The following is a 13280-nucleotide window of genomic DNA, read 5'->3' on the forward strand; positions in this document are numbered from 1 at the left end:
AACCTATGGCAATTTTTGGCGGCATTCTCATTGTAATTGGCATCATTCTCTTCTTTGTGCAGAAGAACTACAGCACAAAGTTACAAAGTATTCGTTTAGCAACTTCCTCAACTATTGCGGAATTACAACGAATTGCCAGTGAAATTGCTGGGGAAATCGGAAGTGGGAATTTACGAGAATATGTGAAGGTGCGTGGCATTATTCGTAGCGATCGCCCATTGATTTCAGAATTAAAACAAGAACCCTGTGTGCATTACACCATGCGCGTTGTTAGGGAATATGAGGAACAGCAGACAGTTACAGATAGTGAAGGGAAAAGACGTACTGAGACGCGCCGTAGTTCTGAAACAGTTTCTAGTAATACTCAATCAATTCCCTTTACTTTGCAAGATTCTTCGGGCGAACTGATCGTCAATCTTGATGGTGGCAATATTGATACTGTCCAAGTGTTAGATGAGTTTCGGAAAGAGAATGCTAACGGCTCATCGATATCTTTTGGAGGATTTAGTTTAGCCATTGGTGCAGGTATTGGTGGTAGGCACACGATTGGCTATCGCTATACCGAGTCAATTTTGCCTTGCGATCGCGAGGTATTAGTAATTGGTACGGCAGCAGATGAAGGAGGTAAGTTAACACTTCGTAAACCGATTCAATCTGACAAAAAATTTATCATTTCCCTCAAGAGTGAGGAGGAACTTGCTAAGTCCACCGCAAATGCAGCAAAAGGCTTTTTCTATGGCATGGTTGGGTGCTTTGCAGTAGGTGTAATCTTATTAATTATTGGTTTAGTTTTGAAGAAGTAAGTAGTTAAGCACACCCATATTTCTGTATCTTCCTCCTAGCGGGCGATACAGAAATACATGTTTATAACTATGCCGAGCTACTTAGTTGCTTATTGCTACAGTTTACAAAATTGGCGCGATCGCGAAAAAGCTAATTCTCTAGTTTGCCAACCAAAAGAAAAATGACTAATGGAGTTAATGGCAGCAAATTCTTGATGGATTGCTTGCATCTGTAACTCTAAGGATGGGCGATCGCGAAAAGATTCGTTCCATTGTCCTAGCAGGATTGGAGAGATTTCTGCTCCCTCAGGGGCATATTGGAATACACGACGGATTTGAGCCACGATACATTCTGGCTTGCCACAGATCGCATAAGCCATCGGTCGCCACTCATAGGTTGTCGGTAATAGATGCCAAGGCTGCATCCGCGAATCAAAGCCATCCCCGACAGGTTGATTGCCATCGGAGAAAAAGGCGACACTAGCAGGAATACCTTGCTGCAAAACGGGCTTAGAGACAATCTTAAGATAATGGATAACCCCCATAAAGGCATGACCAACCACCAGTCGCCATAGTTCATTTTGCCAATAGGCGATCGCAGGATTTTTGTCAGAGATACTTTTGCCAGTGGGACGGCGACCTTGCCATAGGGGTTCTAATTCTTCGGGATAGAGCTTTTTTACCGCTTGGAGATCCGTCGGTGTGACATAACCCTGTTTGAGAAATCGATTAATCAGTTCTCTGCCCTGAAAATTCTCAGCGCGATCGCGTAATGCTGCTAATGAGGCTTGCCCATAAATCCATAGGTAGCGCACATTACTGACTACTGAAGCTGCTCCTGCACCACGCTTGTAGCGTACATAGTCAAAGGCTACGCCATCGGGTTGCCGCTTCGCCACTTCATAGGCAGCTAAATATAAATCGCTCTGAGCTTGATAATTATAGGGATCGATAAATAGTTGATTCTTTGTTGGGACTTCCCCATTAGGATTTTTGCCTAGATTTTCAACAATAGATATGGTGCTGTCTCCATTACCATTACGAGCGAGTGCCTGTTGTCGCGCTACTGTTTGCCGTGATACCCCGTTGCGCTCAAAACCTTGTCCATAGCCAATACCAACATTCATTGTAAATAGCCAAGCATGAACCTTGATTCCCCTTTCTCTTCCCTTATCGATCGCCAATTTCAATAAATCGGCATTTTTATACTGTTCTGATTGGACAAGAGAGTTCCATGCTGTAGCATTAGATGTCATTGGTAAGAGAATCGTGCCATTGGAAATAACTTCTACAAATACTTGGTTATAGCCCCGATTGACAATTCGATCCATCACTTCCTCTAGCTTTCCCGATTGCAGATCACAGGGATAGAGACGTAGCCAGATCCCTTGAGTTTTTAGCCAAGATTTTTGACGACAGGTATTGAGATCTTGGTTATGCTGTTGGACAAGCGCCTGATATTCCTTCCTTGCCGCAATTTTGTCACTATTCCCCCTCTTGTCATTTTCTTGAAAAGCCGCCATTCGCAACTGGTCTTTATGCGCGATCGCCTCCTTTTCAAATTGACAATATTCTCCCACCTGAGCAAAGGCTGGCTGGGTAAAGATTCCTGTTAAAGTAAATAGGGTGAGGGCTAAAAGACGAGAGATACGGTTTACTGGCATAGAAAAACTGCGATAATATTTGTTGGTGATGATGTCCTGTGCGGATTGTGGAATACCATCAATTCCTATAGATGAAATTGCGACAATGTTTTGGGGAAATATGGTATTAAATTTTTGACATAGCGCCAAGCACTGTAGCAGAAATCCGACCACCTATCTGAATATTTGACTGTAATTGCCATGAGTGATGCTAGCCGTTCGATCAGCCCATCCGTTGATTCTCCCGAAACCTATGTGCAATTTGGCGATCGCTATCTTGCCTCTAGCAATATTCCCCTCGCGCTGAAAAATTATCAACGGGCTTTAGCGATTAATCCAGATTTTGCGGCTGCCCATGAGCGTATTGGCTCAATCTATCACCAGCAAGGTAATTTCATGGAGGCGATCGCTAGTTTTAGTAAAGCCTTGCAACTCGATCCGCAATCCTTAGAATCTCAATTAGGTTTAGGAAATGCCTATCAACAAATGGGATGGAGCGAATTAGCAATTACCCATTTTCAGAAAGCCCTAGAACTACATCCTGATCGCTTCATCGCCGAATATCATTGCCGATTGGGGGATAGTCTCAAGGAACGGGGCAGACTTACCGATGCGATTGCTAGCTATGAAAGAGCAATTTCTACAAATCCTGATTACGTTGATGGTTATCGAGCGATCGCCCAATTATATTTCCAACAGAACCAGCCCGAATTAGTCCATGCTATCTATGAACGGGCTGAAAACCACAATTTAGAACTATTACAAGCCAAGGATTACAATGCTCTAGGTGTGGCGTATTTGCAAAAAATTACGTTCATTGACTCGGATGACCAATCTCTAAAAGAAGATTTAGAAACTAAAGCGATCGCCTGTTTTGAAAAAGCAATTCAGAGCGATCCCACCTATGCCGATGCCCATTGCAATCTTGGCAGTACCTTCATTCGCAAAAATCAACTTAAAGATGCAATTTTAGCCTACAAAGAAGCGATCGACATTGACCCAAATTTTGCGCAACCCTACTTCAATCTTGGCATTATTTTAAATAATATTGGCAAGGTTGACGAAGCGATCGCCTGTTTTCAATCCGCCGTTGATCTTGTTCCCAATTGGGTTGAGGCAAAACAATATCTCGGTAAGCTTCTAGAACGTCAACTATAACCCATTGCCAATCACCACAAAGGCAGACCAGAAATAAGGGTGATTGTAATTTATTTCACGCTCTTTCATCGGTCGGCGAATCATGCTGAGTTGGGCATCTCGCAGTGCCGCAGAAGTTGCCATATTTCCCTTTTGCACGTTCTTATAGAATTCCTGCATGAGTAGCTTTGTACCATCATCGGATACTATCCATAAAGAAGCAATAGAAGCTTTTGCCCCTGCGCGTTGGACTTGATAGCCAAAGCCTAAGATTTCTGCACCCGTGCCTAATGTACCACCGAGTCCTGTCTGACAGGCACTTAGCACTACTAACTCTGTATTCTTTAAAGGTAAGTCACTAATCTCGGCAAGGGTGATTTTGCTGCCATCACCAAATAGCACATAGGAATCAAAAGGGTTGTCAGAGTTGAATAAAGCATGGGTGGCAAAGTGAATAATCGTGTTGCCAGCTACTTTTTCCTTAGTTGTTTTATCAGTGAAATTTTGTTCGATATATTTTTGACTATTGGGAAAAATAGAAGTTATCAGTTCAACTTCAGGAATAGAAGCGGGAAGCGTATTTTGCCCAAATTTTCTCTCCCCCGCTTTGCCGCCAAATGCACCAGCATAGATGCGGACGTTAGAGATTGCTTTTTGATTGCCGTCAAAGAGGCTATAGGCGATCAAGTTATTAATACGGTATTTCTCTACTAAGTACTGTTTGCCATCATAGAGTGCAGCAAGAGGTATATAGCGTAGAAACCTATCAGGGGCATAGAGAATAGTCATCGTATTGGACTGTTGGAGTTCAGCTTCGATAGGTTTGATCAGGAGGTCGTAGAGTTTTTTACCTGATGTTTTGATGTCTTCAGAACCATAATCTTGTAGAGTACCCCGAAATTCATTTACTAGTTGTTGGAGTTCTTCTTTTTTAATGGGAATGGTGCGATTGATTGGTAAGGTGTTGGGGGTATAGATGATTAGTTCGAGACGATCATCAAGAATAAATGGATAAATTAGGGCTGTGCCTTTGGGGATATTTTGGAAGTATGGGGGGACTTTGTTGATTTCTGATTTGGATAGTTGTTGAATCTGGCTAGCTAGTTGTTGATTTAGTTCAGGAATCTGCTCCAAGCTAATAGCTAATAGCTTATTGCTAATAGCCTTTTCTGGCTCTAAAAGTCTCAATCCTTGTGCAGTGATGTCGTTACCTTTGATATTTTTGAGATAATCTTCAAGTTCTTGAATTTTTAGCAGATCTAGAACTTGTAATGCTTCTGTGATACGTCCTTTTTCGATGAGAAGATCAGCTAAATTCAGATAGGTATAGGTAACAGTACTAGTAAAAGATTGCTGACTTTCTTGAGTGAGATTCTTAATATCTTTGCGAATTGCTTCATAAGTATTGACAGATTTTTTGTAAAAGAGGATTGCGAGTTCTGGTTGTGATTGTAGAAAGAGAACAATGCTCATATTGGCTAGATTATTAGCCTCACTATGGCGATCGCCAACTTTTTGATTAATAGCAATAGCTTGCTGATAAGACTCTATCGCCTTGTTATATTGCTTAAGCTCTCTATACGTGATACCAATATTACCGAGGGTAACACCTTCACCATCGACATCACCAATTTCCTTGGAAATTACAAGAGCTTGCTGGTAAGCATTTAAAGCTTGATCCGATTTTTTAAGATTCCTGTAAGTCCAGCCAAGGTTATTTAGGACTGTACTTTCACTAGAGCGATCGCCAATTTTCTGCGCGATTACAAGGGCTTTTTGATAAAAATTTAGAGCTTGATCATACTTTTCGAGATTACTATAAGCCGAACCTATGTTGGTGAGAGTTGAGGATTCAGCAGCAAGATTTTTAACTTGTTTGTTGATTTCTAAAGCTTGTTGGTAAATATTTAAGGCTTTAGTATACTGACCAAGGTTTTCGTAAATTGAGCCAATTCCATTGAGAATTATGCCTTCAGCATTGCCATCTTTAATTTCCTTAACGATTACAAGAGCTTGCTGATAAGACTCTAAAGCTTTGGCATATTGTCCAAGTTGTTTGTAAGTTGATCCAATATTATTAAGGACAATACTTTCACCAGAGCGATCATTAAGGGCTTTTTTGACTACAAGAGCTTGTTGGTAGAACTCTAGCGCTTTTAAATATTGTCCAACACCTTCGTAAACTACACCAATATTGTTTAGAGTTGTCCCTTCTCCAGATTGATCACGAACTTCTTTCCTAATTCTTAGAGACTGCTGATAAAATTCTAATGCTTTGTTGTATTGTCCAAGGCTGTCATAAACTAAACCAATATTGTTAAGAGAACGCCCTTCTCTAAAGCGATCATTAATCTGTTTGCTAATAGATAAAGCCTGCTGAAAGTTTTCTAATGCCTTCTGGAATTGCCCTTGACGATATTGTTGAAGTCCTTGTTTATTTAACTTCTCAATCTCAGCCTTGCGATCGCTTACTGTTTGTGTCCAGCCATACTCTTGTCTTACCCCAAATATAGGTAAACCAGACAAAAAAATTCCTAACCCTAATAAGCCCAAAACTCTCCGCATAAACATCCTTCCTTAAACCAAATTCAAAGGCGATTTACGATATTTTAAATTAAAAATAAACGTAAATATCTTGAAATAATGTATTTGTTATCCTCGAACCATAGTCAGACTGAAAGCCTTGCTAAAATATGGCAAGATCAACTAACTCAAGATAAAAATCAAGTGAAGACCTATGCAAAAAACAATAACTATCAACCTAACCCCTGAAGGAAACTTACAACTTCCCCTAGAGATTCGCGAGCAGTTCTCTAATGGTGAACAGTACTTGGTTATTACAAGCGAAAATACAATTACATTTAAAAAAGCCACTAAGTTTAATTGGGATGTATGGGAAAGCTCTCTTGAGCAATCAGGAAGTGATCTTAACGAAATTACTACAGAAGAAATTTGTGAACTTGTAAGAGAAGTACGCAGAGAGAACAAAATATGAAAGTGGTTTTGGATACAAATGTCTGGGTGTCAGCTTGGCTGTGGCGAGGATTACCTAACAATCTAATTCACTTAGCTAGAAGAGAAGAGATTCAGATTTGTATATCTGAGTCTTTATTAGCTGAACTAGAAAACACGTTGTCTTACAAAAAACTTCAGCAAAAAATACAATCACTTAATTTGACAAAAGAGCAATTATTGATAGGAACCAGAGAAATTACTTATATCTATCCAATTGAAGAATTAATTGTTCCAGATCTGCGAGATCCAGATGATACTGTTGTTTTAGCTACGGCGATCGCAGCTAGCGTTGAAGTCATTATTACAGGCGATCGCGATTTGTTGATCTTGCAGGAATACCAAAACATGCAGATTATGACTGCTACAGATTTTTTGGAACAGTATTTTAGTTTGTAGAGATGGCGATTGCCATCTGCTTAAAAAGGAACAGGTATTTGCAAATGGATATACTCTTGCGATCGCGGATGTTTGAACGTTAACTCCCGCGCATGGAGATGTAGGCGACTTGTTGCTGCATGACAACCATACAGGCGATCGCCTAAAATTGGTACACCTAAACCTTGAGGATCAGCAGAGTGAACTCGCAATTGATGAGTTCGTCCTGTTAAAGGAATAAATTCTATCCGTGAATAATTCCCGACCTGCCCTAGCAAGCGAAACTTGGTCACGCTAGGCTTACCCCTCTGCCAGTCTACCTGTTGATAGGGGCGATTTTCGGGATTACCCCACAGAGGTAAATCAATTGTCCCCTGCTCACGATCAATCTTTCCTGATAGCAATGCTTCATAAATTTTGTGGATTTCTCGCTTTTGAAATTGTTTACTCAAAGAGCGAAGAGCTTCCAAATCACGGGCAAATAATAAAACACCTGAGGTTTGGCGATCGAGGCGATGTACTGGATAAATGGGAACATCTGTACCGAAGGATTGCCGTAATCTACTTAGCACGCTGTCTTGAGTATCGAAATACCGTCCAGGGATAGAGAGAAGTTCGGTCGGTTTCGCGATCGCAATTAGGTACTCATCTTCATAGATGATTGACAAAGGCTGCTTCGCAGTCTTTGTCGCAGGTGGGATAGTTGAGGCTCTTCTTCCTGACAATAAAAATCCCATTAATGGCTGACATCTCTCTACACAAGCACCATAAAACTCACCTTGGATTTTATAACCATCGGGGGAAGGGTGTCCCCACCAAAACTCTGCCATTGCCAAAGGTATCAGGTCATGGGTTGCGGCATAGTGCAGTAACTTTGGAGCGCAGCAATCTCCCATTCCTGTGGGCATTACTCCTTCCGTAATTAATTCCCGTAGCGATCGCGTTTCTCCTGCGAAATTAGTTAACACATAGGCATTGTGCATTTGGGTTTGCAAAGTGCGCGATAACTCTCGCCGCTGTTGTTTAAGAATTTGCATTTTGCTGTCAGCCTCTACAATCATTGCTTTTAAGGGCAACAAAACCCGATCGCGATCGCGTCTAAAATCGCGCCTTGTTATCTTTTCTTGTTGACTTTCCCTATCCAAATCCTTGAGTGCAATTTCCAACTCTTTTCCTGTTAAGGATGCTAATAATTGCGATCGCTTAACTTGTCGTTCTTGTTTAGAAACTTGATGGCGATCGCGCAAAGCTTGCAACTGGACGGCATATTCCTGAGATTTCTGCTCATATTCTCGACGTTCAGGAATTTCACTTAACTCGATTAATTCCCGTTTAATTGCCGCTAATTTACTTAAAGTAATAGATTCCTCAATGGCAACTTTCTCTCGACCTGCAATGGGAGGAACCCATCCTTCGAGATGGCTTTTGCCATTTAACAACCCCGAAAAAGCCTTTAGAACTAATCTTTCACCCCTTGATGATTTTGCTAGTAGCACTCCATACATTTTCCCTTCTGCATTTTTGGGAGAAATGTGACCAAGTTCCTGCATCAGCCTTTTAGCGATCGCCTCCGCTTGCAAAGTTCGTGGTAAACGCAATAATTCACCGCTATAGGGGCAAATTCCTTCATACCAATAGCTTACCTGATCGCCCTCTGAACCAAGTATCATGGCAGAAGCATCTAATATTTCTCCGCTTATTTCCTCGATATGAGTCACCCTAGCAACCCTTTCCTTAATCTCAACTACGAACCTGCGATCGAATCCCTAGCAGACTATCACGATGTCGTTACTGCTGCCGAATTTCCACTTCATAAATTGAGGTGGCGTAATGATGATATTTTAACAACTCTAGGGCTTGAAAGCTCACGGGTAAGTGATGATGACTTTATCGAAGCCTTTGGGCATTTTCGGGCTGTACGCCCATTCTTAGCCCTACGTTATCACGGCTATCAATTTGGCGAATATAATCCCCAACTCGGCGATGGGCGGGGCTTTATCTATGGACAGGTGCGTGGCATTGATGGTGAACTCTATGATTTTGGAACTAAAGGATCAGGTCGTACTCCCTATTCCCGTACTGCGGATGGTCGGCTCACCCTTAAGGGAGGTGTGCGTGAAATCATTGCCTCAGAAGCCCTCCATCGGATGGGTGTCAAAACTTCTCGATGCCTTAGCCTCGTTGAGACTGGTGAAGAACTCTATCGTGGCGATGAACCATCACCTACTCGATCATCGGTGATGGTGCGCTTTTCGCGATCGCATATTCGTTTCGGTACATTCGAGCGATTGCGCTGGATTGGACGCGATGATCTTGCACGGAAACTACTCGACCATGTTTTGCAGGTTTACTACCCCCATATCTGGGGCAAAGAAAATCAAGATAGTATCTTTTATCTGGAACTAGTGGAACGAGTTGCTAGGCTTTGCGCTCAATGGATGGCAGTAGGATTTTGCCATGCAGTTCTCAATACCGATAATATGTCGATTACGGGTGAAAGTTTTGATTATGGGCCTTTTGCCTTCATTCCCACCTACGATCTGCGTTTTACGGCAGCATATTTTGACTATGCAGGACGCTATAGCTATGCCAATCAACCTGCTGCTTGCTATTGGAACTTAGAAAAGCTACAAGATCCTCTCAGTATGGTGATGGATAAGGATGACATGCAATCCTCATTACAAAAATTCAAAGACTTCTATCGGGAAGCCTATTGCGAAATGATGCTGAAGCGATTGGGTTTTGCCAGTCTCTCTGAACCTGAAACCGAAGATTTAATCGGCGCAACCTTAGAACTATTGTCAAGTGTGCAAGCGATCGGTTATAACCAGTTCTTCGTCAAGCTCCGTCAATCTTTTCAACCCAATTGGCGCGAAGATGCAGGTAATATTTTTGCTGATCATGATTGGGAACTTACGGAGGCGCAGTTACCTTTGTTAGAGAAATGGCGCGAGGTTTATCATCAACTACTGATCCGTCAACCGATCACCGAATTAGAAAATATCGCCAAGCAACTCCAGCAAGCTAATCCTACAGTTATTTTCCTCCGTCCCAAAATTGAGGAGGTTTGGGAACGGATTACCGTTGATGATGATTGGCAACCTTTTTACGATGCGATCGCCCAATTAAAAATTTAGCGAATCCGCAAAACCCAAAAAAGAGTTGCGACGTTTTGCATCGCAACTCTTTTTTGACTTTCTTACTGGCATAGCGATCGCTATGCAAGTAAGAAAGTCAGGTAGATTCTTTTGTGGCGGGTTAGATCTGAATTTGCTGTAAATCGCGACTCTATCAAATAATTTACAATCCATTTCCGATCGCAAAGAAAGCAGACCAGTATTTAGGATGGCTAAATTTCTCTGATTTAATTAAACTAACTTGCGCCCTATGGAGTGCTTCAGTAGTTGAGACATCGCCTTTTTTGAGTTCCTTATAAAAAACTTCCATTAAAGCCTGTGTACCTGCATCATCAACAGACCAGAGTGAGGCGATCGCCTGTTTTGCCCCTGCCTTCTGTACTTGATAACCAAATCCTAAAATTTCTACGCCACTACCAAGTTTGCCTACACCAGTCTGACAAGCACTGAGTACAATCAATTCCACATTAGGGATTTGCCAATCAGTAATTTCACTCAAACGGATTTTATCACCATTGCCAAAGATGATAAATGAATCGTCGGGTTCACCAGTATTAAACTCGGCATGGGTAGCAAAGTGAAGAATATTATGATTTTTGAATTTAGCTTCAGTGCTTTGACGGCTAAAGTTATTTTCTAGCAATGTTACTGCATCGGGGAATGAACTGGCGATCGCTTGTACTTCCTTAATCGTGGCAGGTAAACCCGCTTGTCCCAACTTTCTTTCACCAGCTTTACCGCCAAAGGCTCCTGCTAGAATACTCGGCTGCAATTTGGGCTTAGGGGCAAAGTCAGACAGAGTATAGGCAACCAAGTTATTGATTCGATACTTCTCGCTAAGCCACTGTTTACCATCAGAGAGTGCCGCAAGGGGAACATAGCGAAGAATACCATCGGGAGCGTAGAAGATAGTTTGCGCTTGAGCTTGGGCTAGTTCTGACTCAATCGGTTTAATCAGCAAATTGTAAAGAGCAATGGCTGATACTTGATAATCCTCTGAACCACCATCAATCAGTGTTGCTTTAAACTCACTTACCAAAGCTTCAAGTTTTTCTTTAGTAATTTTAACGGTACGACTAATTGGCAATGTGTTTGGTGAAAAGAGAATCACCTCAAGCCGATCATCCAAGATCAAAGGATAAATGAGAACAGTGTTTTTTGGGATTTTCTGGAGGTAATCAGGAACTTTGTTGATTTCTGATTGAGGAAGCTTTTGGATCTGATTGGCAAGTTGGCTATTGATTTCTTGGCTATTGTCAAAGCTCGCTGATAGTTTATCGCTAATCGCCTTCTCTGGTGCTAATAGGCTTACTCCCTGCGCCGAGCGATCGCTACCTTTAATATTTTTAAGATAATCTTCCAATTCTTGGACTTTCAGCAAATCGAGAACCTGTAAGGCTTCCATGATTCGTCCTTGTTTTAGAAGTAGATCCGCAAGGCGACGGTAAGTAACCTCGACAGTATTTAAGTAGGATTTTTGTTCTTCTTTGGTAAGTCCGCGAATATCTTTACGAATCGATTCGCGGACATTAATTGACTGTTTGTAAAAAAGAATTGCTAATTCCGTTTGATTGAGGTTAGAAAATGTATAGCCCAGATTACTCAGCGATATACCTTCCTTACTGCGATCGCCAGTTTGTTTAAAAATACCTAGAGCCTGTTGATAGAATTCGGCTGCTTTAGAAAACTGATTGAGGCTAATATAAGAATTACCTAGGTTGCCAAGGGATATACCTTCACCATCACGATTACCATTGTTGCGATTAATTGCTAAGGACTGCTGATATAGCTCGATCGCTTTGGGGACTTGTCCTAAACTACGATAGATATTACCAAGATTATTGGATGCCTTAGCTTCGCCCTGTGTATAGCTAAGTTGCTTAGATATGGCTAGGGATCTTTGATGAAAGTCGATCGCTTTTGGATAATCGCCCAAATTACTATAGGAAACGCCGACATTGTTTAGCGATTTGCCCAGCCCTTCACGATCGCCTATTTTTTCAAAGAGCGCGATCGATTGCAAGTTGAACTCGATGGACTTCTTGTAGTTACCAAGGTACTCATAGGTGCTAGCCAAGTTACCGAGTATCTTCGCCTCACCTTGCTGATCACCCTCTTGCTTTTTCAGCGCTAAGGCTTGTTGATAAAACTCAATTGCTTTTTGATATTGACCGAGACTGTTGTAGCCATTTCCAATACCAATCAACGAATTTCCTTCACCGTTGAGATCTTTAACCTGCTGTGCAATTACTAAGGAACGTTGGTAAAAATCAACTGCTTGTCGATAATTCCCTACGATCATATAAGCAGTTCCCAAATCGTTGAGCAAGTTTTTTTCACTATTGCGATCGCCCAACTTGCGCACAACGGCTAAAGCCTTTGTATAGGAATCAATTGATTGCTGATACTGTCCCAAACTACGATAAACATCTCCTAGATCGCTAAGAGCATAGCTTTCGCCTTGCGGATTACCAAGTTGCCGAAACAGGGCTAGCGACTGCTGATAGAGATCAAGCGCTTTTTGGTACTGTCCAAGATTTCTATAGGTACTGCCTAAATCACCAAGCGCACCACTTTCACCATCGCGATCGCCAATTTGTTGAAACACAGCTAAAGCTTGCTGGTAGAAATCGGCTGCTTTTTGATATTGCTTGAGATTTCTATAGGCACTCGCTAAATTATTGAGTGAAGTTCCCTCAGCCTTGCGATCGCCAATTTGCTGTCTAATCACTAAAGACTTCTGAAAGAAATCAATTGCTTTTTCGTATTGTCTAAGGCTGTTATATGCCGCACCAATGTTGCTAAGGGAAGTCCCTTCCCCTTTGTGATCGCCAATTTGCTGTTTGATCACTAAGGATTGCTGATAGAAGTCAATCGCTTTCTGATACTGTCTCTGTCGGAAATGGCTTAACCCGATATTATTGAGCATTACTGACTCAGCACTGCGATCTCTAAGCTCTCGATAAATCTGTAGTGCTTGTTCGTAAGCTTGTAAGGCTTCTGGATAACGGTTGGTGCGAAATAGTTGACTCCCTTGAGTTGCCAATCGATCTGCGTCCATTTGGCGAGATTGGGTAGATTGCGCTTGAGCTAAATCTGTTAATACCATCGGCACAGGAAACCCCAATGCCAAAGTCAAAATTGCCGCACTACAAATCTTCTTCATAAAACAAACCTCTAACTCAACTTTT

Annotated in this window: 9 protein-coding genes; 5 read left to right on the plus strand and 4 right to left on the minus strand. The window is 41.8% G+C overall.

From position 1 onward, the window contains the following. Nucleotides 1-5: 5 nt before the first annotated feature. Nucleotides 6-803: an E3 ubiquitin ligase family protein gene (locus NMG48_RS08590; RefSeq protein WP_271254837.1), complete on the plus strand. Its 798-nt coding sequence runs from the start codon at nucleotides 6-8 to the stop codon at nucleotides 801-803. 95 nt (nucleotides 804-898) lie between these two features. Here the strand turns inward: NMG48_RS08590 and NMG48_RS08595 are convergent, their stop codons facing one another. Continuing rightward, on the minus strand, nucleotides 899-2575 hold the full coding sequence (locus tag NMG48_RS08595) for a family 10 glycosylhydrolase (RefSeq protein WP_271254838.1): 1677 nt from the start codon (nucleotides 2573-2575) through the stop codon (nucleotides 899-901). A gap of 51 nt (nucleotides 2576-2626) precedes the next feature. Between NMG48_RS08595 and NMG48_RS08600 the strand changes: the two genes are divergently transcribed. Beyond that, complete coding sequence (locus NMG48_RS08600) at nucleotides 2627-3583, plus strand: tetratricopeptide repeat protein (protein ID WP_271254839.1); 957 nt, start codon at nucleotides 2627-2629, stop codon at nucleotides 3581-3583. Here the strand turns inward: NMG48_RS08600 and NMG48_RS08605 are convergent. Next, nucleotides 3578-6127, minus strand: a complete 2550-nt coding sequence (locus tag NMG48_RS08605; RefSeq protein ID WP_271254840.1) for a CHAT domain-containing protein — start codon at nucleotides 6125-6127, stop codon at nucleotides 3578-3580. The two genes, NMG48_RS08600 and NMG48_RS08605, sit on opposite strands and share 6 nt — an antisense overlap. A gap of 172 nt (nucleotides 6128-6299) precedes the next feature. Between NMG48_RS08605 and NMG48_RS08610 the strand changes: the two genes are divergently transcribed. Further along, a complete protein-coding gene (locus tag NMG48_RS08610; protein WP_271254841.1) occupies nucleotides 6300-6557 on the plus strand; it encodes a hypothetical protein in 258 nt (85 codons plus the stop codon). Beyond that, entirely contained in the window at nucleotides 6554-6973 is a 420-nt protein-coding gene (locus NMG48_RS08615; RefSeq protein WP_271254842.1) for a putative toxin-antitoxin system toxin component, PIN family, read from the plus strand. The genes NMG48_RS08610 and NMG48_RS08615 overlap by 4 nt, the downstream gene beginning before the upstream one ends. Before the next feature lie 20 nt (nucleotides 6974-6993). On the opposite strand, the gene NMG48_RS08620 is transcribed toward NMG48_RS08615, so the two are convergent. Further along, entirely contained in the window at nucleotides 6994-8622 is a 1629-nt protein-coding gene (locus tag NMG48_RS08620; protein WP_345961253.1) for an RluA family pseudouridine synthase, read from the minus strand. Nucleotides 8623-8661: 39 nt separating this feature from the next. Here NMG48_RS08620 and NMG48_RS08625 point away from each other — a divergent pair, with 39 nt between their 5' ends. Then, complete coding sequence (locus tag NMG48_RS08625) at nucleotides 8662-10089, plus strand: protein adenylyltransferase SelO (protein WP_271254844.1); 1428 nt, start codon at nucleotides 8662-8664, stop codon at nucleotides 10087-10089. A gap of 163 nt (nucleotides 10090-10252) precedes the next feature. Here NMG48_RS08625 and NMG48_RS08630 read toward each other — a convergent pair whose 3' ends face one another. Continuing rightward, the gene (locus tag NMG48_RS08630; RefSeq protein WP_271254845.1) at nucleotides 10253-13255 is read right to left on the minus strand and encodes a CHAT domain-containing protein; all 3003 of its coding nucleotides are present in this window, start codon (nucleotides 13253-13255) and stop codon (nucleotides 10253-10255) included. Between the last annotated feature and the right edge of the window lie 25 nt (nucleotides 13256-13280).

It is taken from the genome of Pseudanabaena sp. Chao 1811, from assembly GCF_027942295.1.
Taxonomy (GTDB): Bacteria; Cyanobacteriota; Cyanobacteriia; order Pseudanabaenales; family Pseudanabaenaceae; genus Pseudanabaena.